Origin of the sequence: Curtobacterium sp. MCPF17_011 (assembly GCF_003234145.1) — a bacterium.
GTDB lineage: Bacteria > Actinomycetota > Actinomycetes > Actinomycetales > Microbacteriaceae > Curtobacterium.
In genome coordinates this window covers 95,954-119,607 of record NZ_QKSK01000002.1, presented here as the reverse complement: position 1 = coordinate 119,607, position 23,654 = coordinate 95,954, and the positions used below count along the sequence as shown (strand labels likewise).

Annotated in this window: 22 protein-coding genes; 19 read left to right on the top strand and 3 right to left on the bottom strand. The window is 71.1% G+C overall.

Going from position 1 to position 23,654, the window contains the following annotated elements; all coding sequences use genetic code 11:
• Positions 1-28 precede the first annotated feature (28 nt).
• The gene (infB, locus tag DEJ25_RS03405; protein WP_111043771.1) at positions 29-2,893 is read left to right on the top strand and encodes a translation initiation factor IF-2; all 2,865 of its coding nucleotides are present in this window, start codon (positions 29-31) and stop codon (positions 2,891-2,893) included.
• A 79-nt stretch (positions 2,894-2,972) separates the two neighbouring features.
• Positions 2,973-3,443, top strand: coding sequence for a 30S ribosome-binding factor RbfA (gene rbfA / locus DEJ25_RS03400; protein ID WP_111043770.1), 471 nt, complete (start codon positions 2,973-2,975; stop codon positions 3,441-3,443).
• Positions 3,444-3,560: 117 nt separating this feature from the next.
• Here rbfA and DEJ25_RS03395 read toward each other — a convergent pair whose 3' ends face one another.
• On the bottom strand, positions 3,561-4,460 hold the full coding sequence (locus DEJ25_RS03395; protein WP_375334535.1) for an A/G-specific adenine glycosylase: 900 nt from the start codon (positions 4,458-4,460) through the stop codon (positions 3,561-3,563).
• 52 nt (positions 4,461-4,512) lie between these two features.
• Between DEJ25_RS03395 and DEJ25_RS03390 the strand changes: the two genes are divergently transcribed.
• The 5 genes from DEJ25_RS03390 to DEJ25_RS03370 all read left to right on the top strand — a co-directional run bounded on the left by DEJ25_RS03390 (position 4,513) and on the right by DEJ25_RS03370 (position 7,838).
• Positions 4,513-4,959: a hypothetical protein gene (locus DEJ25_RS03390; RefSeq protein WP_111043769.1), complete on the top strand. Its 447-nt coding sequence runs from the start codon at positions 4,513-4,515 to the stop codon at positions 4,957-4,959.
• A 38-nt stretch (positions 4,960-4,997) separates the two neighbouring features.
• Positions 4,998-5,939 (top strand): tRNA pseudouridine(55) synthase TruB, encoded by a 942-nt coding sequence (truB, locus tag DEJ25_RS03385; protein WP_111043768.1) that lies wholly within the window; start codon positions 4,998-5,000, stop codon positions 5,937-5,939.
• Positions 5,936-6,301, top strand: a complete 366-nt coding sequence (locus tag DEJ25_RS03380; RefSeq protein WP_110902170.1) for a hypothetical protein — start codon at positions 5,936-5,938, stop codon at positions 6,299-6,301. Before truB ends, DEJ25_RS03380 begins: the two co-directional genes overlap by 4 nt.
• Positions 6,302-6,393: 92 nt before the next feature.
• On the top strand, positions 6,394-6,858 hold the full coding sequence (locus tag DEJ25_RS03375) for a hypothetical protein (protein ID WP_110902171.1): 465 nt from the start codon (positions 6,394-6,396) through the stop codon (positions 6,856-6,858).
• 17 nt (positions 6,859-6,875) lie between these two features.
• Entirely contained in the window at positions 6,876-7,838 is a 963-nt protein-coding gene (locus tag DEJ25_RS03370) for a bifunctional riboflavin kinase/FAD synthetase (RefSeq protein ID WP_110902172.1), read from the top strand.
• A 98-nt stretch (positions 7,839-7,936) separates the two neighbouring features.
• On the opposite strand, the gene DEJ25_RS03365 is transcribed toward DEJ25_RS03370, so the two are convergent.
• Both DEJ25_RS03365 and DEJ25_RS03360 read right to left on the bottom strand, forming a co-directional pair.
• A complete protein-coding gene (locus DEJ25_RS03365) occupies positions 7,937-9,169 on the bottom strand; it encodes a DUF349 domain-containing protein (RefSeq protein ID WP_111043767.1) in 1,233 nt (410 codons plus the stop codon).
• Between the two features lie 113 nt (positions 9,170-9,282).
• Positions 9,283-10,092, bottom strand: a complete 810-nt coding sequence (locus tag DEJ25_RS03360) for a peptidylprolyl isomerase (protein WP_110902479.1) — start codon at positions 10,090-10,092, stop codon at positions 9,283-9,285.
• 90 nt (positions 10,093-10,182) lie between these two features.
• On the opposite strand from DEJ25_RS03360, the gene DEJ25_RS03355 reads away from it, so the two are divergent.
• The 12 genes from DEJ25_RS03355 to nusB all read left to right on the top strand — a co-directional run bounded on the left by DEJ25_RS03355 (position 10,183) and on the right by nusB (position 23,625).
• Positions 10,183-11,565: a replication-associated recombination protein A gene (locus DEJ25_RS03355; protein WP_375334534.1), complete on the top strand. Its 1,383-nt coding sequence runs from the start codon at positions 10,183-10,185 to the stop codon at positions 11,563-11,565.
• A 275-nt stretch (positions 11,566-11,840) separates the two neighbouring features.
• A complete protein-coding gene (rpsD, locus tag DEJ25_RS03350; RefSeq protein WP_110902175.1) occupies positions 11,841-12,470 on the top strand; it encodes a 30S ribosomal protein S4 in 630 nt (209 codons plus the stop codon).
• A 114-nt stretch (positions 12,471-12,584) separates the two neighbouring features.
• On the top strand, positions 12,585-12,776 hold the full coding sequence (locus DEJ25_RS03345; RefSeq protein ID WP_111043765.1) for a hypothetical protein: 192 nt from the start codon (positions 12,585-12,587) through the stop codon (positions 12,774-12,776).
• Positions 12,777-12,873: 97 nt separating this feature from the next.
• A complete protein-coding gene (gene alaS / locus DEJ25_RS03340; RefSeq protein WP_111043764.1) occupies positions 12,874-15,531 on the top strand; it encodes an alanine--tRNA ligase in 2,658 nt (885 codons plus the stop codon).
• Between the two features lie 2 nt (positions 15,532-15,533).
• Positions 15,534-15,983 (top strand): Holliday junction resolvase RuvX, encoded by a 450-nt coding sequence (gene ruvX, locus DEJ25_RS03335; RefSeq protein WP_111043763.1) that lies wholly within the window; start codon positions 15,534-15,536, stop codon positions 15,981-15,983.
• 71 nt (positions 15,984-16,054) lie between these two features.
• Entirely contained in the window at positions 16,055-17,788 is a 1,734-nt protein-coding gene (gene mltG, locus DEJ25_RS03330) for an endolytic transglycosylase MltG (protein WP_146240607.1), read from the top strand.
• Positions 17,789-17,884: 96 nt separating this feature from the next.
• Positions 17,885-19,105 carry a chorismate synthase gene (gene aroC / locus DEJ25_RS03325; protein ID WP_111043761.1) on the top strand — a complete coding sequence of 407 codons (1,221 nt, stop codon included), beginning with the start codon at positions 17,885-17,887 and terminating at the stop codon, positions 19,103-19,105.
• 71 nt (positions 19,106-19,176) lie between these two features.
• Positions 19,177-19,698 (top strand): shikimate kinase, encoded by a 522-nt coding sequence (locus DEJ25_RS03320; RefSeq protein WP_111043894.1) that lies wholly within the window; start codon positions 19,177-19,179, stop codon positions 19,696-19,698.
• Positions 19,695-20,792, top strand: a complete 1,098-nt coding sequence (gene aroB / locus DEJ25_RS03315; protein WP_375334533.1) for a 3-dehydroquinate synthase — start codon at positions 19,695-19,697, stop codon at positions 20,790-20,792. Before DEJ25_RS03320 ends, aroB begins: the two co-directional genes overlap by 4 nt.
• Before the next feature lie 46 nt (positions 20,793-20,838).
• Positions 20,839-22,530 carry an AarF/ABC1/UbiB kinase family protein gene (locus DEJ25_RS03310; protein WP_110902181.1) on the top strand — a complete coding sequence of 564 codons (1,692 nt, stop codon included), beginning with the start codon at positions 20,839-20,841 and terminating at the stop codon, positions 22,528-22,530.
• Positions 22,531-22,600: 70 nt separating this feature from the next.
• Positions 22,601-23,161 (top strand): elongation factor P, encoded by a 561-nt coding sequence (gene efp, locus DEJ25_RS03305; protein ID WP_110902182.1) that lies wholly within the window; start codon positions 22,601-22,603, stop codon positions 23,159-23,161.
• An 11-nt stretch (positions 23,162-23,172) separates the two neighbouring features.
• Positions 23,173-23,625: a transcription antitermination factor NusB gene (nusB, locus tag DEJ25_RS03300; RefSeq protein ID WP_111043760.1), complete on the top strand. Its 453-nt coding sequence runs from the start codon at positions 23,173-23,175 to the stop codon at positions 23,623-23,625.
• Positions 23,626-23,654 lie beyond the last annotated feature (29 nt).

Genomic DNA, 23,654 nt, shown 5'->3' with positions numbered 1-23,654 from the left:
GACGGGGTGGGACCCGTGAAGGAGAACAGTGGCGAAACCACGCGTACACGAGATCGCAAGCGAGCTCGGCGTCGACAGCAAGACCGCAATGGAGAAGCTCAAGGAACTCGGCGAATTCGTCAAGGGCCCGAGCTCGAGCATCGAACCCCCCGTCGCACGGAAGCTCCGTGCAGCACTGCAGGCAGAGGGCGCGTCCGCGTCGTCCGCTCCGACGACCCCCGCCGCCAAGGCTCCCGCGGCACCGCGTTCCGGTGCCCCGAAGCCCGGCGGCCCCAAGCCCGGCCCGAAGCGCCCCACCCCGGCACCCGAGCCCGTCGTCGAGGAAGCACCCGCGGCCCAGGCAGTCGACGGCGCGCCGACTCCCGCCGCCCCGAAGTCCGTCGCGCAGCGGCAGGCCGAGGCAGAGGCGGCACGCAAGGCCGCGGCCGAGCAGAAGGCCGCTGAGCAGCAGGCAGCTGCGCAGCAGACCGACGGCGACCAGCAGGACTCCGGTCCCAGCGACGCCGTGAAGCCCGGCGGCACCAAGCCGTCCGGTTCCGGTTCCGCCCCGAAGCCCGGTGGGCCGAAGCCCGGAGCCCGTCCCGGCAACAACCCCTACGCGTCGAGCCAGGGCATGGGCGCACGTCCGCCGCGCCCCGGCAACAACCCCTTCGCCTCCAACCAGGGCATGGGCCAGCGTCCGGCCGCCGGTGCCGGCAACGGCATCCCGCGTCCTCAGCCGCCGCGTCCCGGTGCTCCCCGTCCGGGTGCCCCGCGCCCCGGTGGTCCCGGCCAGAACAACCGTCCCAACGGCTTCGGGCAGCGCCCGGGCCAGGGTGGCGGTGGCCGTGGTGGCCCCGGTGGTGGCTTCAGCCGACCCGGTGGCGCCGGTGCCGGCGCAGGTGGCGGCTTCGCCCGTCCCGCGTTCACCGGCCCGCGCCCCGCAGGTGGTGGCGGCCGTGGTCGTGGCCCCGGTGGTGGTACCGCTGGTGCGTTCGGTCGTGGTGGCGGCAAGAGCCGTGCCCGCAAGTCGAAGCGGACGAAGCGCGCCGAGTACGAGATGCGGCAGGCACCGTCCCTCGGCGGCGTGCAGGTCCCGCGTGGTGACGGCAACACGGTCATCCGACTCCGTCGCGGTGCGAGCATCTCGGACTTCGCGGACAAGATCGACGCGAGCCCCGGCAACCTGGTGACGGTGCTGTTCCACCTCGGTGAGATGGCGACCGCGACCGAGTCCCTGGACGAGGCGACCTTCGAGGTCCTCGGCGAGGAGCTGGGCTACAAGATCCAGGTCGTCTCGCCCGAGGACGAGGACAAGGAGCTCCTCGAGGGCTTCGACATCGACATCGACGCCGAGTACGCCGACGAGGACGACTCCGTCCTGCAGCAGCGTCCCCCGGTCGTCACCGTCATGGGTCACGTCGACCACGGTAAGACCCGACTGCTCGACGCGATCCGGAACTCCAAGGTCGTCGAGGGCGAAGCCGGCGGCATCACGCAGCACATCGGTGCGTACCAGATCGTCACCGAGCACGAGGGCATCGAACGCCCGATCACGTTCATCGACACCCCGGGTCACGAGGCCTTCACGGCCATGCGTGCTCGTGGTGCGCAGGTGACGGACATCGCGATCCTCGTGGTCGCGGCGGACGACGGCATCATGCCGCAGACGATCGAGGCGCTGAACCACGCCCAGTCGGCCGGTGTGCCGATCGTGGTCGCGGTGAACAAGATCGACAAGGACGGGGCGAACCCGGCCAAGGTCCGTCAGCAGCTCACCGAGTACAACCTGGTGGCCGAGGAGTACGGCGGCGACGTCATGTTCGTCGACGTCTCCGCTCGTCAGAACATCGGCATCCAGGACCTCCTGGACGCGGTGCTGCTGACCGCGGACGCCGGTCTCGACCTGCGTGCGAACCCCGACAAGGACGCCCGAGGCGTGGCGATCGAAGCACGGCTCGACAAGGGCCGTGGTGCAGTCGCCACCGTGCTCATCCAGTCCGGCACGCTGCACGTCGGTGACGCGATCGTCGCCGGCACGGCGTACGGCCGTGTCCGTGCGATGGCCGACGAGAACGGCAACCTGGTCGAGGCCGCGACGCCGGCCCGTCCGGTCCAGGTGCAGGGTCTGTCGTCGGTGCCCCGCGCCGGTGACACGTTCCTCGTCACCGAGGACGACCGCACCGCCCGTCAGATCGCCGAGAAGCGTGAAGCCGCGCAGCGCAACGCCCAGCTGGCCAAGGCCCGCAAGCGCATCTCGCTCGAGGACTTCACCCGTGCACTCGAAGAGGGCAAGGTCGACTCGCTCAACCTCATCATCAAGGGTGACGTCTCCGGTGCCGTCGAGGCACTCGAGCAGTCGCTCCTCGACATCGAGGTGGACGACAGTGTCCAGCTCCGCATCCTGCACCGCGGTGTGGGTGCGATCACGGAGTCGGACATCGACCTCGCCACGATCGACAACGCGATCGTCGTCGGCTTCAACGTCCGTCCGGACGTCAAGGCCCGCGAGCGTGCTGCCCGTGAGGGCATCGACGTCCGCTTCTACTCGGTCATCTACAACGCACTCGAGGACATCGAGAACTCGCTCAAGGGCATGCTCAAGCCCGAGTACGAAGAGGTCCAGTCGGGTGTCGCGGAGATCCGGGAGGTGTTCCGTTCCTCCAAGTTCGGCAACATCGCCGGTGTCATCGTCCGGTCCGGCACGATCACGCGCAACGCCAAGGCGCGCGTCATCCGTGACGGCGTGGTCCTGGCCGACGGACTGGCGATCGAGTCGCTCCGTCGGTTCAAGGACGACGTCACCGAGGTGCGCACGGACTACGAGGCCGGTATCGGCCTCGGCAAGTTCAACGACATCCAGCCCGGCGACGAGATCGAGACCACCGAGCTCGTCGAGAAGCCGCGCGACTGATCGCACTGAGTACCATGGGCCCCGCCTCCTCCGTCCGGAGGAGGCGGGGCCTCACCCCGTTCCGCAAGGAGGAACCCCCATGGCTGACCCGCAGCGCGCACGCAAGATGGCCGACCGCATCAAGGAAGTCGTCGCTCGTCGTCTCGACAAGGGCCTGCGCGACCCGCGTCTCGGCTTCGTGACGATCACCGACGTCCGGGTGACCGGGGACCTGCAGCACGCGTCGATCTTCTACACCGTGTACGGCTCGGACGAGGAGCGCGCGGACTCCGCCGCGGCGCTGAAGGCCGCGACCGGCCTGCTCCGCACCGAGGTCGGCAAGAACATCACGGCGCGGCTCACTCCGTCGCTGGAGTTCATCGCCGACGCCCTGCCGGACACGTCAGCGCACCTCGAGGACCTGCTCGCGCAGGCCCAGATGCGTGACCTGCAGGTCCAGCAGGCGGCGGTCGGTGCGACCTACGCCGGCGATGCGGATCCGTACAAGCACGAGGACGAGGACGAGGACGTGGACGGCACAGCGCCGTCCGGGCCCGACGCTCGCGTCTGACACCCGATCGACCACGAGAGCGCCCGCCACCACCCCGGTGGCGGGCGCTCTCGCGTTGCCGGCGCTCTCGCGTGGCAGGCGCTCGCGTGGGTGCGAGGCCGTGGGCGCCGGGGGGGGTCAGCCGCGCGGCAGCCGGTAGCCCTCCAGGTCGTCGCCCTCGGCGAGTCCGTCGCGCAGCAACGACGCGAGCGCCCGGTCCCGCTGATCGGCATCCGGCCACACCATCGTGATCTCCGCCGGGCTGACGGGGACGTCGCTCGCCCGCAGTTCGGCCATGATCATCCCGCGGACCTGTCGGTCGCTGCCGGCGAACCGGGACTGCTTCGCGGCGCGCGGTCCGTCGTGATCCGGGTACCCGGCTGCTCGCCAGGCGCAGCGGTCCGCGATCGGGCAGGCGTCGCAGGCGGGGGACCGCGCGACGCACACGAGGGCTCCGAGCTCCATCACCGCGGCGTTCGTCGCCGCGGCGTCGTCGCGGTCGGCGGGCAGGGTCGCCTCCATCAGCGGCAGGTCCTGCTTGGCCTTCGCCGGCCCGGGTTCGCCCTGGCCGAGGACGGCACGTGCCAGGACACGCCGGACGTTGACGTCGACGACGGGGTGCCGGTCACCGTACGCGAACACCGCGACCGCACGGGCGGTGTAGTCCCCGATCCCGGGGAGGGCCAGGAGGTCGTCGACGTCCCGGGGGACGACGTTGCCGTGCCGCTCGGCGATGACCGTCGCGGCCGCGTGCAGGGCGAGGGCCCGTCTCGGGTAGCCGAGCCGGTCCCAGGCACGCACCGCGTCCGCCGGGGGCGACGCCGCGAGGTCCGCGGGGGTCGGCCACCGGGTGAGCCATGCCTCCAGTCGGGGGACGACCCGCGCGACCTGCGTCTGCTGGAGCATGATCTCGCTGACCAGGGTGCCCCAGGCCGGGAAGCCGACACGACGCCAGGGCAGGTCACGGGCCTCCCGGCGGTACCAGGCCAACAAGGGGGACGAGATCGCCGCAGCCCGGTGGATCGTCGCGTCGTCCACGGACGGACTGGAGGCTCTGCCCACGTTCACCACGACAGCCTACGGTGGTGGCATGGCACGCTGGGCACCGCAGGAGATCGACACCATGGCCGCGATCGCGAGCGAAGTGATCGCGCAGGTCGGGACGAACCGGACGGTCATCGCCGTCGACGGGCAGGACGGGACCGACCTCGAGCACGTCGCGGCGGCGCTCGTCGCCGGCTTCGAGCAGCGCGGCGTCCAGGCCATGGCTGCGGCTGCCCCGTCCACCCACGCGGACACGCTGCGGGACGATCTGGTGACCCCGTTCCGCACGACCGGGGCGGGGGAGGGCGTGCTCGTCGTCCACGGCCGGGGGCTCCTCGCCCCGAGCACCCGCACCCTGTGGCGGTGGTCCCTGTGGGTGGAGCAGGAGACCGGTCGGCTCGAGCGGCGGGCCGACGTGAAGATCGCCGCCTCCGCGGTGCTCGACGTCACGGATCCGGAGCACCCCCGGCGCGAGTGGAACGACGCCTGCTGATCGGCGCTGCGCGACCGTCCCGCTGCTAGTCTCGTCCGGTGCTCGTGATCCCTCCAGACGGCATCCTCCTCGTCGACAAGCCGCAGGGCATCTCGAGCCACCGCGTGGTCTCGATCGCCCGACGACGCCTGGACCTCAAGAAGATCGGTCATGCCGGGACCCTCGACCCGATGGCGACCGGGCTCCTGATCCTCGGCGTCGGCCCGTCGACACGCCTCCTGACGCACCTCGTCGGCCTCGGCAAGACCTACACGGCCACCATCCGACTCGGTGTCGGCACCGATTCGGACGACGCGGACGGCGACCCGGTCACGGCCCACGGTGCCCCCGCGGGCACGGTGAGCGACGACGCGATCGAAGCCGTTGTGGCGGCGCTCCGCGGTCCGATCGACCAGGTGCCGTCGACGGTCAGCGCGATCAAGGTCGACGGCCGACGTGCCTACGACCTGGCGCGCAAGGGTGAGGCGGTCACGCTGAAGGCCCGACGTGTGACCGTCGACCGGTTCGACGTGCGGGGCCGAGCCGACCGTGTCGTCTCCGTGGACGGGGCCGACGTCGCCGTGATCGACCTCGACGTCGTCGTCTCGTGCTCGTCCGGTACCTACATCCGTGCGCTCGCGCGTGACGTCGGCGCCGCCCTCGGCACCGGCGCCCACCTCACCGCACTCCGTCGGACCGTCGTCGGCCCGTTCGCGGTCGAGGACGCCGTCGACCTCGAAGACGACGCCGTCGACGTCCGCGCCGCCCTCGCCCGACCGACCGACGTCGCCCGTCGCCTGTTCCCGGTCGTGCAGCTCGACGGTGCCCAGGCGAAGGACCTCGGGGACGGCAAGCGGATCACTGCGGACCACCCCGACACCGACGGCCCGGTCGCGGCGATCGCCACAGGTGCCGACCGGCTCGTCGGCCTCGTCGCCGTCCGGCGTGGACAGCTCCGGGTCATCACGAACTTCCCGACCGCGACAGGAGCGAACACGTGATCGAGTGGTTCATGTGGGTGCAGTTCGGCATCGCGTGCGTCATCGGGCTGGCCGCGGTCGTGCTCGGCCTGATCGGACGGAAGCCGAACGACTACACCGTCGGCGGGCTCGCGCTCGTCGAACTGCTGCTCCTCGCGCAGCTGGTGGTCTCGCTCGTCGCCCCGGCGGTCGGGAACCCGCCGCAGGGCAACATGCTCGAGTTCTGGGTCTACGCGGTGTCGGTGGTCCTGGTCCCGCCGGCGACGATCGTCTGGGCGCTCGTCGACCGGACGCGCTGGAGCACCGTCGTGCTCGGCGCCGGGGCCTTCACCGCAGCGGTCATGGTGTACCGGATGTACCAGATCTGGTTCGCGCTGAACTGACGCCGGCCCTCCTGTCCGGACGTCCCCGGTGACGTCGTCCGCGGTCCGCTCCCCGTGCTCGCGACGCTGCGACGGTCGGTAGGATCGGTGCAATGGTGATCAAGTCCCCCGCAGGAACCGACCGCCCGGCCCGGGGCCGTCGCACGTCGACCCTGGCGAGCGGTGTCGGACGGGTCCTGATCGCCGTCTACGGCATCCTCGCCCTGGCCGCGACGGGCCGGAGCGTCGTGCAGATCGCGGAGAAGTTCTCCTTCGCGCCGTTCTCGTACACGCTCAGCGCCATCGCCGCAGTCGTGTACATCGTCGCCATGGTCGCCCTCATCGTGCCGGGCCGCGCCTGGTACCGGGTCGCCTGCGTGACGATCGTCTTCGAGATGACCGGCGTGCTCGTGATCGGCACGCTCTCGCTGCTCGACCGGCAGCTGTTCCCGGACGACACGATCTGGTCGTACTACGGCCTCGGCTACGCCTTCGCCCCGCTCGTGCTGCCGATCGCCGGACTCTGGTGGCTCCGCAAGCACCACCGGGCCACCGCGTCCGTGGCGTCGGCAGAGTGAGGACGGAGGACCTGCGCATGCACTTCTACGACGACGTCGCCGACGTCCCCGACGACTTCGGTCCGAGCGCGGTCACCATCGGCAAGTTCGACGGTGTCCACGTCGGCCACCGCGCCGTCATCGCCCACCTCGAGGACGCCGCACGGGCCCGCGGTCTCGTCTCGACGGTGGTCACGTTCGACCAGCACCCCCTCAACGTCATCGACCCTCTGCGTGTGCCGCCGGCGCTGACCAGCACGGCCCAGCGGCGCGAACTCCTCGACGCGGTCGGTGTCGACACGACGCTGCTGCTGCGGTTCGACTCAGCGCTCCAGGCGAAGCCGGCCGAGGCGTTCGTGTCCGAGATCCTCGTCGACACCCTGCACGCGAAGCTCGTCTTCGTCGGCAGCGACTTCCGGTTCGGTGCCCGCGGTGCCGGGGACGTCACCCTGCTCCGACAGCTCGGCGAACGGCACGGCTTCCAGGTCGAGCTCATCGACGACGTGGACCTGGCCGACGACGTCCGGTCGGTGGGGGAGCGCCGCGTGTCGTCGACCTGGATCCGCGAACTCCTGTCCGTCGGTCGGGTCGCCGAGGCCGCTCGTCTGCTCGGTCGTGAGCACGCCGTCCGGAGCGTCGTCGTGCACGGCAACCAGCGCGGCCGGGCGATGGGGTACCCGACGGCGAACCTCGCGCCGGCCTGCGAGGGCTTCGTGCCCGCTGACGGCGTGTACGCCGCCCGGGTGCTGCACGACGGTGTGACGTACCCGGCCGCGGTGTCGGTCGGCAACAACCCGACGTTCGAGGGAGTCCCGGCGAAGCAGATCGAGGCGCACCTGCTCGACGTCGACCTCGACCTGTACGACGAGACGATCTCGGTGTTGTTCGTCGCCTACGTCCGGGGCATGGTCGCCTTCCGCGGCATGGACGAACTCGCCGCCCAGATGCGACAGGACGATCTGGACATCCGACTGCTCCTCGGGATGCCCGTCTCCGCCTGACCCTCAGCGCCTGGTCGGCTCCGTCTGATCCACTCGAGCGCAACGCGAACGCCCCGCGACCGATCTGGTCGCGGGGCGTTCGTGGGTGCAGCTCGTGCTCAGCCGCCGAGCGCGTCGAGCCAGATCTTGCGGGCGTCGAGCGCTTCCTGCGCGTCCTTGATCTTGCGGGCGTCGCCGGTCGCCTGCGCGTCGGCGAGCTCCGACTGCAGTTTGGCGATCGCGTCCTCGAGCTGGCTGGCCAGACCCGTCTGACGGGCCTTGCGCTCCGGGTCGGACTGCTTCCAGTGGCTGTCCTCGAGGCTGCGCACGTGGTCCTCGACCGCACGGATGCGGTCCTCGACGCGACGGACGTCGGCGCGGGGGACCCGTCCGATCTCGTCCCAGCGGCGCTGCACGTCGGTGAGGGCCTTGCGCGCGGCGACCCGGTCCTTGATCTGCAGGATCGGCTCGGCCTCGGTCAGGAGTGCCAGCTTCGCCTCGAGGTTGGCCGAGTACTCCTCGTTCTCGGCCGTGTTCTCGGCGTGGCGCTGTTCGAAGAGGACGTCTCCGGCCGCCTTGAAACGGGCCCAGAGCGTGTCGTCGTGGCGTTTGCCGGCGCGGCCGGCGTTCTTCCACTCGTCGAGCAGCTCCCGGTAGGCCGGGATGGCGTCGGAACCGCGGGGAGCGAGCGCCTCGGCCTGCTGGACCAGCTCCTGCTTGCGTGCCCGGGCGTCGCGGTGCTGCGAGTCGAGCTCCGAGTAGAAGGCCCGACGGTGCTGGTCGACCGTGGAGCGGGCGGTGCGGAACCGCTTCCAGAGGTCGTTCGCGTCGTTCTTCGGGATCCGGGGCCCGTCGTGTTGGTGCTGCTGCCACCGGGCGAACACGTCGTCGAGCTGCGCGGTCACCTGCTTCCACTGCGCACGGGCGGGGTCCACCGCGGCGAGTGCCTCGGCCTCTTCCACCAGGGCGGTGCGGTGAGCCAGCGCCTCGGTCAGGGCGGCCTGCGCCTGGGCGGCCTGCTCCTTGGTGAGCGAGCCCACCTGGTCGGTCAGGGCGCCGATGCGGTCCTCGAGCGACTTGATGTCGCCGACGACGCGGGCTTCGGCCACCAGGCTGCGCAGGTGCTCGACGGTCCGGGCGACGTCGTTGGCGGACGCGCCGCCCTTGACGCGCTGCTCCGCGATCTTCACCTGGCCTTCGAGGTCCGCGTACTTGCGGGCGAAGTAGGCCAGCGCCTCTTCCGCGGAGGCGTCGGGGTACTCACCCACGACCCGCTCCGAGTCCTCGTACCGGACGTAGACCGTCCCGTTCTCGTCAACCCGGCCCCAGGTCGTTGCTTCGTCAGATGCCACAGGTCTCGCCTCGATCGTGGTCGTGCATCACCGACGTCACCGTCGGCACGGTCAGGTCGTCAGCCTATTGCACCGCCGCGCCGTACGACGGGCGTGTGCGCTTTCGCTGTGGACTACTTCTGCTCCGCGATGGTCGCGCCGGTGATCTCGGTGGCGACCTCGGGCTCACCGGACCCGTCGGAACCCGCGTCGGCGATGCCCTTCGACGTCACCTTCGACACGAGGTCCGACAGCCCGCTGGTCACCTTGCCGACCACCGTGTAGCCGCCCGTCGACGGGTCGAGCGTGGTGTCGTCCGTCACGATGAAGAACTGCGTCGTCTGGGACGCGGGCGTCGCGCCGCGGGCGATGGCGATCGTGCCCTTCGCGTAGGTGCCGTCGCTCGGCACGTTCTCGAGCGGTCCGTACTGGAACCCGGCGTCGCCCGTGCCGTCGCCGTTCGCCGATCCGCACTGCAGGAAGTGGAAGCCGGTGCTGTCGGCCAGGCGGTGGCACTTCGTGCCCTCGTAGAACTGCTTGCGGATGAGGTCGATCTCGACGCTCGCGGCCTGCGGGGCCTTCGCCCCGTCGAGTTCGATGCCCAGGCGGATGTCCTTGTTCAGCGTGAGCGTGCCGGTCCACGTCGTGCCCTGTGCGATGCGCTTGCTCGGCACGTCGCCGGTGTTGCCGGCGGTCGCGCTGGCCGAAGGCGTCGGGGTGGCCGTGGAGGTCGCGCTGGCCGGAGCGGAGGCGCGGTCGTCATCCTGCGTCGACGCGTGCACCAGCTGTGACCCGGTGGCGAGGGCGGCGACGAGGACGAGGGCACCGGCCCCGATGACGTTGTCACGGACACGACGTCGACGCTGACGCTCGTGGAGGCCCTGTCTGGCCTGGTAGAGACGGAGACGCTCGCGGGCTTCACGGCTCTGGTTCTTCGGTGCCACGGTGCTCTTCTGACCTCTCGTCGCGGTGTCCGACGAGCGTACCGGTTCGCCCGTCACCGGCCCGTCGGTGCTGGCGCTTACGATCGACGCATGGCAACTGACCGGTCGGGGATGAACGCGCCCACGACGGGTGGCCGGACCGGGTTGGCCCAGGGTTCGGTACCGCTGGCCGTCCGCATGCGTCCGACCAGTCTCGACGAGGTGGCCGGTCAGCAGCACCTCCTCGGACGCGGGTCACCGCTCGTGCAGCTGGCGACCGGCTCACGGGAGAGCCCAGGCGGCGTCTCGGTGATCCTGTGGGGACCGCCCGGCACCGGCAAGACGACCCTGGCGCAGGCGATCGCCCGGCAGTCCGGCCGCGAGTTCGTGGAGCTGTCCGCGGTGACCGCCGGTGTCAAGGACGTGCGGGAGGTCATGGAGAAGGCCCTGACGCACCGGGACCTCTACGGGGCGACGACGGTCCTGTTCCTCGACGAGATCCACCGGTTCAGCAAGGCGCAGCAGGACGCCCTGCTGCCCGGGGTCGAGAACGGCTGGGTGATCCTCATCGCCGCGACCACCGAGAACCCGTCCTTCTCGGTCATCTCGCCGCTGCTCTCGCGCTCGCTGCTCCTCACGCTCAAGCCGCTGACCGACGCCGACCTCGGCATGCTGGTCGACCGCGCGGTCGAGGACGCCAGGGGCCTGCGTGGTGCGGTGGTCCTCGGCGACGAAGCGCGGGCTGCGATCGTCCGTCTGGCCTCCGGTGACGCCCGCCGGGCCCTCACCGCGCTCGAGGCAGCGGCGGCGTCCGCCGTGGCGGCCCAGGACGACGACGAGCGTGCGGCCAGCACCGCTCCGGTCGTCGACGCCGACACGGTCGCCGCGGCGGTGGACCGCGCACTCCTCCGGTACGACCGACAGGGCGACGAGCACTACGACGTGATCAGCGCCTTCATCAAGTCGGTGCGGGGGAGTGACGTCGACGCGGCGCTGCACTACCTGGCGCGGATGATCGAGGCCGGTGAGGACCCGCGGTTCATCGCCCGACGGATCATCATCTCGGCGTCCGAGGACATCGGCATGGCGGACCCGCAGGCGTTGCCGATCGCCGTCGCCGCCGCGCAGGCCGTGCAGTTGATCGGCATGCCCGAGGGTCGGATTCCGCTCGCCGAGGCCGTCGTCTACCTGGCGACCGCGCCGAAGTCGAACGCGGCGTACAACGGCGTCAACCAGGCCGTCGCCGACGTCAAGGCCGGTCGGATGGGCGTCGTGCCGAACCACCTCCGCGACGCGCACTACGCCGGCGCGAAGCGGCTCGGGCACGGCAAGGGGTACATCTACTCGCACGACGCCGAGCACGGGGTCGCGACGCAGCAGTACCTGCCCGACGCCCTGGACGGCACCGAGTACTACACGCCGACCGGCAACGGCTTCGAGCGCGAGATCGGCCCGCGGCTCGACCGACTCCGCGGGATCATCCGCGGCGACTGACCCCCGGGTGCGACGCGCGGGCGCCGTGAGGGCCACATCGGGACCGGATGCTGCTATCGTTGACGGGCCTACGTCCTGGTCCTCGCGTGCGGCTGCGTCGAGGACACAGTGTCGGACACGTCCTGAACGGACCTGACCGGCACGGGGGCAGAGGTTCGGGCTGTAGCCGCCCGATCCCACAGGCTCATCCCTCTGGATCCCGTCGCGGGGTCCGTCGGCGCGTGCGCGCTCCGAGACCCGTGACACCTTCAGTTCAGTACAGAGAAAAGGACCCTGTGTCTACCAAGTCACGCACCCGCAGCAAGACCCGCCTGTCTCGCGCGCTCGGCATCCCGCTGACGCCGAAGGCGGCCCGTTACCTCGAGAAGCGCCCCTACGGCCCCGGTGAGCACGGTCGTACCCGCCGTCGTCAGGACAGCGACTACGCGGTGCGCCTCCGTGAGAAGCAGCGTCTGCGCGCCCAGTACGGCATCCGCGAGAAGCAGCTCCGCATCGTCTTCGAAGAGTCCCGCAAGGCGGCCGGTCTGACCGGTGAGAACCTCGTCGAGACCCTCGAGACGCGTCTGGACGCCCTCGTGCTCCGCGCCGGCTTCGCCCGCACGACCTCGCAGGCCCGCCAGCTGATCGTGCACCGCCACATCCTGGTCGACGGCAAGCTCGTCGACCGCCCCTCCTTCCGCGTCAAGGAGGGCCAGCTGATCCACGTCAAGCAGCGCTCCGAGTCGCTCGAGCCCTTCCAGGTCGCCGCTGCCGGTGGCCACCAGGAAGTCCTCCCGAAGGTCCCGGGCTACCTCGAGGTCGAGATCGACAAGCTCCAGGCCCGCCTGGTCCGTCGCCCGAAGCGCGCCGAGGTCCCCGTGACCTGCGAAGTGCAGCTCGTCGTCGAGTACTACGCAGCCCGCTGATCCCAGCACCTGTGTGAACGGCGGGTCGTCCTCCTCGGAGGGCGGCCCGCCGTTCTTCGTGCCCGCGCTACGCTTGTCGGACGCACGCCCCGGCGTGCCCGAGAGGGAGGCATCGTGAAGCAGCTGTTCTTCGTCGCCGTCGGCGTGGTGATCGGTTTCGTCGCCGCGCAGCGCGTCAGCCGGACGCCGTCCGCCGCACACCTCCTCGCCCAGGTCGACGCCGGCGCGAAGGCCTTCACGGGCGCGGTGGCCGAGGGGTACCGCTCACGCGGAGCCGAGCTGCGCCCGACCGCCCACACGGACTGACGCAGCCCCGTTCCGGACGCTGGGTCCACCTGCCGCACCGTCCCACCTGACTCGCTCCGAGCCTCCCGTCCCCGCCACACGCCCTACAGGAAGCACCATGCAGACCGCAGAGATCCGCCGTCGTTGGCTCCAGTTCTTCGGTGACCGCGGCCACACCGTCGTCCCGTCCGCGTCGCTCGTCTCGGACGACCCGTCGCTGCTGTTCACGGTGGCCGGCATGGTGCCGTTCATCCCGTACCTGACCGGGCTCATCCCGGCGCCGTACCCCCGCGCCACGAGCGTCCAGAAGTGCATCCGCACCAACGACATCGAAGAGGTCGGCAAGACCCCTCGGCACGGCACGTTCTTCCAGATGAACGGCAACTTCTCGTTCGGCGACTACTTCAAGGAGCAGGCGATCCAGTACGCCTGGGAGTTCCTGACCGACCCGGAGTCCGACGGCGGGCTCGGCTTCTCGGCGGACGACCTCTGGGTCACCGTCTACGAGGAGGACGACGAGGCGATCGACTTCTGGAAGCGGCACTCGACGCTGCCGGACGACCGCATCCAGCGCCTCGGCAAGGACACGAACTACTGGTCGACGGGGCAGCCCGGTCCGGCCGGCCCCTGCTCGGAGATCTTCTTCGACCGTGGCCCGGCGTACGGCGTCGACGGCGGTCCCGCGACCGACGACGACCGCTACGTCGAGATCTGGAACCTGGTGTTCATGCAGTACCAGATCGCCGACGTGCGGTCGAAGTACGACTTCGAGATCACCGGCGAGCTGCCGAACAAGAACATCGACACCGGCATGGGGCTCGAGCGCGTCGCCTTCATCAAGCAGGGCGTCGACAACATGTACGAGATCGACCAGGTCCGCCCGGTCCTCGACAAGGCCGCCGAGGTCTCGGGCCGTCGCTACGGTGCCGACCACGAGGACGACGTCCGGATGCGCGTCATCGCGGACCACGTCCGTTCGGCGCTCATGCTCATCACCGACGGTGTCTCGCCGTCCAACGAGGGTCGTGGCTACATCCTCCGTCGCCTGCTCCGTCGCACCGTGCGCGCGATGCGGCTGCTCGGGGTCGAGGGTGCGACCTTCCCCCAGCTGTTCCCGGCGTCGCGCGACGCCATGCGCGACGCCTACCCCGAGGTCGGCGAGCAGTACGACCGCATCGCCCGGATCGCCTACGCCGAAGAGGAGACGTTCCTCCGCACGCTCGCGCAGGGCACGACGATCCTCGACGTCGCCGTCGACCGCGCCAAGCAAGACGGCCGTCCGTCGATCGGCGGGGACACCGCCTTCCTGCTGCACGACACGTTCGGCTTCCCGATCGACCTGACCATGGAGATGGCCGAGGAGGCGGGCGTCCACGTCGACCGTTCCGCGTTCGAGACGCTCATGTCGGAGCAGCGCTCGCGTGCCAAGGCCGATGCGAAGAGCAAGAAGACCGCCCTCGCCGACCTCAGCGTCTACAGCGCGTTCCGTGCCGCGGGGGAGACCGTCTTCCTCGGCTACGACGCCCTGCAGGCCGAGAGCCGGATCCTCGGCCTCATCGTCGACGGCCGGAGCGTCGACCGAGCGGTCGTCGGCGACATCGCCGAGGTCATCCTCGGCGAGACCTCGCTCTACGCCGAGTCCGGTGGCCAGGACGCCGACCAGGGGGCGATCGTCGGCAACGGCTTCGACCTCGAGGTGCTCGACGTGCAGCGCCCGGTGTCCGGCCTCTGGAGCCACACCGTCCAGGTGCGCTCCGGCGAGGTCGGTGTCGGTGACCCGGCGACGACCCTGGTCGACGCCGAGTACCGCCGTGGTGCGACCCAGGCCCACTCGGCCACGCACCTGGTGAACGCGGCGCTCCGCGACGTCCTCGGCCCGGAGGCACTGCAGGCCGGCTCGTACAACAAGGCCGGCTACATGCGCCTCGACTTCTCGTGGAGCCAGCCGGTGTCGCTCGAGACCCGCTCCGAGATCGAGGAGGTCGTGAACACCGCGATCCGCTCCGACCTCGAGGTCTCCACGCGCATCCTGCCCATCGACGACGCCAAGGCCCTCGGGGCCCAGGCGCTGTTCGGCGAGAAGTACGGCGCCGAGGTCCGCATGGTCGACATCGGCGGCCCGTGGTCCCGTGAACTCTGCGGTGGCATCCACGTGGCCTCCAGCTCCCAGGTCGGCCTCGTCAACCTCGTCGGCGAGTCCAGCGTCGGGTCGACCAACCGCCGTGTCGAGGCCCTCGTCGGGCTCGAGGGCTTCCGCGAGCTCGCCGTCGAGCGGACCATCGTGTCCCAGCTCTCGAGCGCACTCAAGGCGCCGCGTGACGACCTCCCGGGCCGTGTGCAGTCGCTGCTCGAGGACCTGAAGACGGCCCAGAAGCGCATCGCCGAGTTCGAGTCGGCGAACCTGCAACAGCGCGTGCCGGCGATCGCCCGGACCGCCGAGCGCGTGGGTGCCGTGGCGCTCGTCGCACAGGTGGTCGACGGGCTGTCCTCCGGCGACGACCTCCGTGCCCTCGCCACCGGTGTCCGGGGCCAGCTCGGCTCCGACGCCGCCGTGGTCGTGCTCGGTGCCGTCATCGGCGGCAAGCCGGTCGTCATCGTCGCGACCAACGACGCCGCCCGTTCCGCCGGTGTCCAGGCGGGGCCGCTCGCCAAGGAGGCCGCCGGTGTCCTCGGCGGTGGTGGCGGCGGCAAGCCGGACCTCGCGCAGGGCGGTGGCACCGACGCGTCGGCGCTTCCCGCGGCCCTCCGCGCCGTGTCCGACCGCATCGCGGCCTGACGGTGGCGGTCCGCTCCGGGCGCCGGCTCGGCATCGACGTCGGCCGCGCCCGGATCGGGGTGGCGGTGTGTGACCGCGACGGGCTCCTCGCCACCCCGGTCGAGACCGTCCGTCGGGACGACTCGGCCGACCTCCGGCGGATCCTGGCGATCGCGGAGGAGTACGACGTCCTCGAGATCGTCGTCGGACTCCCGCTCTCGATGTCCGGTGGGGACACCCCCTCCACGACCGACGCCCGGGACTTCGCCGCCCGGATCGCGGCGCACCGGCCGGTCCGGCTCGTCGACGAGCGACTCTCGACGGTCACGGCGCAGCGCGGGCTCCACCAGGCGGGGAAGAACACGAAGAAGTCGCGGGCCGTGATCGACCAAGCGGCCGCTGTTATCATTCTGCAACATGCGCTCGACCACGAGCGCGCAGCCGGCGCCCCACCCGGGGCCGAACTCCCCTGACAGCTGCCCTCCCGGACCCGCCCCAGCGGACCGGAGCCGCGCGGGGTTCCCGACCGAGAGACCGAGGACCGTTGGCAGACGATCTGGACTGGAACGCGATCATCGCGACCGGCAGCGACGCCGAACGCCGTGACCGCACGGGGACCCGCCGAGGCGAGGGACCCACCGAGACGCCCACGGACGACCCGCCGCTGTCGCGTCGGGAAGCCCGTGCTGCGCGTGCACGAGCCGCAGCAGCTGCATCGGCATCGGCATCGGCCGACGAAGCCGTCGATCCGACCGCGTACCGACCCGACGACGACGGCGACCAGCGTCCCGACGCTGCCGGGAGGCCCGCCCCCCGTCCCGGCGTCGGCGCCGCTCCCGCAGGTGACGCCGTCCACCCCGACGTGCACGCCCTCCTCGGTGGCTCGTTGCACAGCGGTCCGGTGCCCGGCACCGCGGCACCGGCCGACGGAAGCCCGGCCGACGGAGGCCCGGCCGACGGCGTCGACGAGGACCACGGGCAGCAGCCCCGACGACGCGGCACCTGGCAGGGCGTCGACGTCGGATCGCCTCTCCCGGACGGCACTGGGCGGGTCGGCGACGACCCGGACGGCGACCGCGTGGACGGCGACGCCCTGGCGAGCACGAGTGGTGCCGGTGGCACCGGCGGCGAGAGTGGCCGTGGTGGCGACGGTGGCGGGCGACGTGGCGGACGTGGGGGAGCCTCCCGGCCGCCGCGCGACGAGCGTCCGCCGCGACGCAAGGGGCCCCTCATCGCCGGGATCGTCATCGTGGCGATCGTGGTCGCTGGCGGTGCGGTCGCCTACAACTTCGCGGCACCGAAGATCCAGGCCATCGCCAGCGCGATCTCGGGGTCGCAGGAGAGCGACGACTACACCGGCGACGGCACCTCGAAGGTGACGATCACGATCAAGGACGGCGACATCGGTGAGGACGTCGCCGCGACGCTGCAGCGGAGCGGTGTGGTGAAGACCTCGAAGGTCTTCTACCAGCTCCTGCTCTCGTCGCCGAACGTGCAGTTCCAGCCCGGCTCGTACTCGCTGAAGAAGAAGATGAGCTCGAAGGCCGCGCTGACGGCTCTGCAGGACAAGGCCAACCGGGTCGAGGACCCGTCGATCGTGATCCCCGAGGGCACGGCGCTGCAGGACATCGAGGCCGGCATGGTCTCGAAGGCCGGGCTGAGCAAGGCCGACGTCGAGGCTGCAGCCGAGGACGTCTCCGCGTACGGCCTGCCGTCGGGTGTCACCACGCTCGAGGGCTGGCTGTTCCCCGCCACCTACCCGATCAACCCGAAGTGGACGGCGAAGCAGTACTTCCAGACCATGGTCGACACCATGAAGCAGCACCTGGAGACCGCCGGTGTCGCCGCCGCAGATCAGGAGCGCGTCGTCGTCTTCGCGTCGCTCGTGCAGAAGGAAGCCGGCCTCGCAGCTGACTACCCGAAGGTCGCGCGGGTCTTCCAGAACCGACTCGACGACGGCATGCTCCTGCAGTCCGACGCGACGGTGGCGTACGGCACGGGCAACACGCACCGTGTGACGACGACGGACGCCGAACGTGCGGACCGGTCCAACCCGTACAACACCTACCAGCACGAGGGGCTGCCGCCGGCACCGATCTCCAACCCGGGCGACCTCGCCATCAACGCGGTGACGAAGATGGCGACCGGCAACTGGCACTACTTCGTGACGGTCGACCTCGAGAGCGGTGAGACCGTGTTCTCGGACACGCTCGCGCAGCACGAGCAGGCCGTGCAGCGTTTCCAGGCCTGGCTGCGCGCCCACCCCGCCTACCAGTAGTCGGTCGGACCACCAGCAGGACCTCGCGCGACGGGCGGCGGTCGGTGCACCTCGCGGTACACCGGCCGCCGCCCGTCGCTGTGGGAGGATGTCGTCATGCTTCGTTGGTTGACCGCTGGTGAGTCCCACGGACCCGAACTGATCGCCATGATGGAAGGCCTCCCGGCCGGCGTCCCGGTGTCTTACGAGTCCATCCGCGCCGACCTCGCGCGCCGCAAGCTCGGCTACGGGCGTGGCTCGCGCATGAAGTTCGAGCAGGACGAGCTCCACCTGTCCGGCGGCGTCCGACACGGCCTCTCGATGGGCAGCCCCATCGCGATCCGCATCGGCAACACCGAATGGCCGAAGTGGGTCGAGGTGATGAACCCCGAGCCCGTCGAGCAGACCGACGCGTCGCGTGGCCGAGGTGCGCCGTTGACCCGTCCGCGGCCCGGGCACGCCGACCTCGTCGGCATGCAGAAGTACGGCTTCGACGAGGCCCGGCCGATCCTCGAGCGCGCGTCCGCCCGTGAGACCGCCGCGCGGGTCGCCCTCGGCGCCGTCGCGAAGTCCTTCCTCGCCGAACTCGGCATGGCCTCGGTGGCGCACACCCTGCAGGTCGGGACCGTCCGGGTGCCGGACGACGCAGCACTGCCCGTGCCAGAGGACGTCGACCGTCTCGACGACGACCAGCTGCGCTGCTTCGACCCCGTGACCTCCGAGCGCATGGTGACCGAGGTCGAGGCGGCCAAGAAGGACGGCGACACCCTGGGCGGTGTCGTCGAGGTGCTGTTCTACGGCGTCCCACCGGGGCTCGGATCGCACGTGCAGTGGGACCGTCGTCTCGACGCCCGACTGGCGGCGGCGATCATGGGGATCCAGGCGATCAAGGGCGTCGAGGTCGGGGACGGCTTCGCGACCGCGGCCCGGCGCGGCTCCGCCGCGCACGACGAACTCCAGCGCGAGGACGGCGAGATCGTCCGGAGGACCGATCGCGCTGGCGGGACCGAGGGCGGCATGTCCACGGGCACCGTGCTCCGCGTCCGTGCCGCGATGAAGCCGATCGCCACCGTGCCGCACGCCCTGCAGACCATCGACGTCGCCACCGGCGAGGACGCGGCCGCACACCACCAGCGCTCGGACGTCTGCGCGGTGCCGGCATCCGGGGTCGTCGCCGAGGCGATGGTGGCACTCGTGCTCGCCGACGCAGTGCTCGAGAAGTTCGGTGGGGACAGCGTCGCCGAGACCAAGCGCAACCTCGAGGGCTACCTCGCCGCGATCCCGGACACGCTCCGGACGCGTCGCACCGAGTCGCCCGCGCAGACCGCCGCCTGGTGACCGGGGCCGACGTCCCGCCCGGGGCAGCCCAGACCGGGGCCGCGGTCCCGCCCGTCGTCGTCATCGGGCCGATGGGTGCCGGCAAGTCGAGCGTCGGGCGCCGGGTCGCGAAGGCCCTGGGCGTGCCGTTCACCGACACCGACCGGGTGATCGCACGCGAACACGGTCCGATCCCGCAGCTCTTCGCCGAACACGGCGAGCCGGCCTTCCGGGAACTCGAGGCCGCGGCGGTCCGTCGCGCGATGCAGATCGGCGGCGTGGTCTCGGTCGGCGGGGGAGCGGTCATGCACCCGGAGACGCGCGCCGCGATGGCGGGCGCGCACGTCGTGCTCCTCACCGTCACGGCCGAGGCGGTCGCCGCGCGGATCGCCGGTAGCGACCGCCCGCTCATCGCCTCGGGTGGCATCGACGCCTGGCAGGCGATCCTGGACGAGCGGGCGGCGACGTACGCCGAGCTCGCCCACGTGGTGTTCGACACCTCGCGCCGACCCATGTCCCGGGTTGCTGACGACGTCGTCACCTGGGTCCGCGACAGCGCACCCGCCGGCACCCACACTCCACCTCCCCCCACCTCCGACGAAGGAGCACCGTGACCGATTCGTCCCTGCCCGAGGGCACCACCGAGATCCGCGTCGGCGGCCAGGACGGCTACGTCGTCGCGGTCGGCAACGGCCTGCTCGCGTCGGTCCCCGCCCTGCTCGGTCCGCGAGTGGCGAAGGTCCTCATCGTGCACGCCCGGACCCTGGGTGCCCGCGCCGAGGACCTCCGTCAGCTGCTCGTCGGCGCGGGGCTCGAGGCCCTCATCGCCGAGGTGCCCGACGCCGAGGCCGCGAAGCGGATCGAGGTCGCCTCGTTCTGCTGGCAGGTCATGGGACAGTCGGACTTCACCCGGACCGACGCCGTGATCGGCCTCGGCGGCGGTGCCGTCACCGACCTCGCCGGCTTCGTCGCCGCCACCTGGCTGCGCGGTGTGCCGTACCTGTCGATGCCGACGACGGTCCTCGGGCTGGTCGACGCGAGCGTCGGTGGCAAGACCGGCATCAACACGAACGAGGGCAAGAACCTGGTCGGGGCCTTCGCCGCCCCGCGCGCCGTGGTCGGTGACCTGGACCTGCTCCGCACCCTGCCACGGAACGAGATCCTGGCGGGCTTCGCCGAGATCGTGAAGGCCGGGTTCATCGCCGTGCCGGAGATCCTCGACGTGATCGAGGCAGACGTCGACCGCGTGACCGACCCGACGACGCCGGAGTTCCGCCGCGTGGTCGAGCTCGCGATCGAGCTGAAGGCCCAGGTCGTGTCCGAGGACTTCACCGAGCAGGGCCGCCGCGAGGTGCTCAACTACGGGCACACCCTCGGCCACGCCATCGAGCACGCCGAGCGGTACCAGTGGCGACACGGTGCGGCGGTGGCGGTCGGCATGGTGTTCGCCGCCGAGCTGGCACGCCTCACCGGGCACCTGGACGACGCCACGGTCGACCGGCACCGCTCGATCCTGGATTCGCTGTCGCTCCCGACGACCTACCCGCTCGGCCGGTGGCAGAGCCTCCTGGCGACGATGCGCCGCGACAAGAAGGCCCGCGCCGGCATGCTCCGGTTCATCATCCTCGATGCCGTCGGCAAGCCGGTGACGCTCGAGGGACCGGAGGACCACCTGCTCTTCACCGCCTACCAAGAGGTGGGTGCCTGAGGGCTGTACCCCGGTCGGCCCCAGGCCCGCGGAGCAGACTGACGGCGTGCCGAACCCGCCCCGTCTCAGCGACTTCTCCACCCAGCAGCGCCAGGAGCCCTCGGGTCTCCGCAGCCGCGGCCGCCGTTTCACCGAGGTGCTCGGGATCGCCCGTCGGCACGCGCTGCTGCCGTTCCGTCGGTTGGACTTCTCCCGGGACCCGGCCACCGCCGACCTGCGCCGTGACCAGGCGGACCACCTGCGCCGGGCACTCGAGGAAGCGGGCGGCGGTTTCGTGAAGATGGGCCAGCTCCTGTCGACCCGCGACGACCTGCTGCCCGAGGAGTGGACCGAGGGTCTCGCGCACCTGCAGCGGGGCGTCCGTCCCGCGGACCCGGTCGAGGTCGCGGCGTTGCTCGAGGCCGAACTCGGCGCGCCGGTGTCCGAGGTGTTCGCGTCGTTCGACTCGGAACCGGTCGCCGCGGCCTCGATCGCGCAGGTGCACCGCGCCCGGCTCACCGACGGCACCGCGGTGGCCGTGAAGGTCCAGCGCCCCGGCATCGACGCAGCCGTCCGGCGGGACGTCGACATCGCGCTCCGCGTCGTGCGGTTCCTCACCCGGACCTCCGCCCAGGCTCGTCAGCTCGGGGTGGTGCAGGTCGCCGAGCAGTACGGTGCGGACCTGATCCGCCAGGTGGACTTCTCGGCCGAGCTCCGCAACCTCGAGTCCCTCCGCGCCGCCCAGGCCCGCAGCGCCCGACCCGACGAGGTCCGGTTCCCGGAGCCGTACCGCGACCTGTCGAGCCGTCGCGTGCTCGTGATGGAGTTCCTCGAGGGGGACACGCTCAGCGCCATCCGAGCAGAGCGCTCCGACCGTGACCTCGACGAGCCGATGCGGGCGATCCTGCGGTCGTTCCTGCGCCAGGTCGTCTTCGACGGGGTCTACCACGCGGACCTGCACCCGGGGAACGTCCTGGTGCTGCCCGACGGTCGGCCCGCCCTCATCGACTTCGGCTCGGTCGGGAGGCTCGACCCGGGTCTCCGGGACACGGTCCAGGAACTCCTCGCCGCCTACCTGCAGGACGACACCTCGCGCATCGCCGACGCGGTGCTCCGGATGGCCCCGGTCCGCAACGCCGAGGACGAGTCCGACTTCCGTCGGGACATGGCCCGTTTCGTCGCGGAGGAGCTCGGTCCGGGCGCACGGATCGGGGTCGAGACGGTCGACGACGCCGTCGCGGTGTTCGGGCGGTACCGGCTCCGTGCGCCGGCGGACTTCGTGGCGGCGGCCCGGGCCCTGGCGATCTTCGAGGGCACGCTCCGCACGCTGACCCCGTCGTTCGACCTGCTCGAGGAGTCGCGCGGCCTGGCTGCGGAGCAGATCCGCGACCAGCTCCGTCCGGCCGCGATCCGGAACGTGCTGGTGCGCGAACTGTTCGGCCTCGTCACCTCGGCACGTCGGCTCCCACGACGCATCGACAAGATCACCGAGGCGGTCGAGGCCGGCCGCCTGTCGGTGAACATCCGCCTGCTCAGCGATCGACGGGACCGGCAGACGGTGTCGGGCATGATCCGTCGGGTGCTGCTCGTGCTCCTGGGAGCCGGGTCGGGCCTCCTGGCCGTGGTGTACCTGGCGACGCCCGCGCGACCGACCGCGGTGATCAGCACGCTCGTGGCCGGCGCCCTGCTCGGCGGCACCTGCGTCGTCCTGCTCGCCTGGGCAGCGATCGACGCCTGGCTCGCGCGCCGACGGCAGTAGCCCGTCCGCTACACTCGTCCGGGGCTCCACGAGCCCGGACTCCTTCACAACACCATCGAACGGAAGACCAATGGCGAGTACCACTGACATCAAGAACGGCGCCGTTCTCATCATCGACGGGCAGCTCTGGTCGGTCGTCGAGTTCCAGCACGTGAAGCCGGGCAAGGGCGGCGCCTTCGTGCGCACCAAGCTCAAGCAGGTCGTCTCCGGCAAGGTCGTCGACCGCACCTTCAACGCCGGCGCGAAGATCGAGACCGCCGTGGTGGACCGTCGCGACTTCCAGTACCTCTACGAGGACGGCGACTCGTACGTCTTCATGGACCAGGACACCTACGACCAGGTCAACGTCCCGGCGGCCGTCGTCGGTGACGCGCGCAACTTCCTGCTCGAGTCCGCGCAGGTCACCATCGCGATGAACGAGGGCAACCCGCTCTACGTCGAGCTCCCGACCTCGATCGTCACCACGATCGAGACCGAGCCGGGCCTGCAGGGTGACCGCTCCTCCGGCGGCACCAAGCCGGCGACGATCGTCACGGGCTACCAGATCCAGGTCCCGCTGTTCCTCGAGAGCGGCACGAAGGTCAAGGTCGACACGCGTGACGGCAACTACCTCGGCCGCGTCAACGACTAGGCGCTGACCGGATGAGTGCTCGTTCCAAGGCGCGGAAGCGCGCCCTCGACATGCTCTACGTGGCCGAGGTGCGCGAGCTGCCGATCGCGGACGTCCTGGCGACCGAGACGGTCCGCCACCTCGACCAGCCGGAGCGTGCCTCCAGCTGGGACTACGCGCGGCAGATCGTCACGGGCATCGACGAAGCCCGGTACGAGATCGACGGCGTGATCGCCGACCACGCGCAGGGCTGGTCGATCGCCCGCATGCCGGTGCTCGACCGCTGCATCCTGCGCATGGGGGTCTGGGAGCTGCGGTTCAACCCGGAGGTCCCCGACGCGGTCGCGATCGCCGAAGCCGTCGAGCTCGCGCAGTCGCTCTCCACGGACGACTCGGCCGGCTTCGTGAACGGTGTCCTCGGCGCCGTCGCGGGCGGCCGCGGACCGTCCGGTCGGACTGTCGCGGAGGACCAGGAGTCCCGCTAGGCTCGAAGCCGTCAGCATCCTTGAAGCCG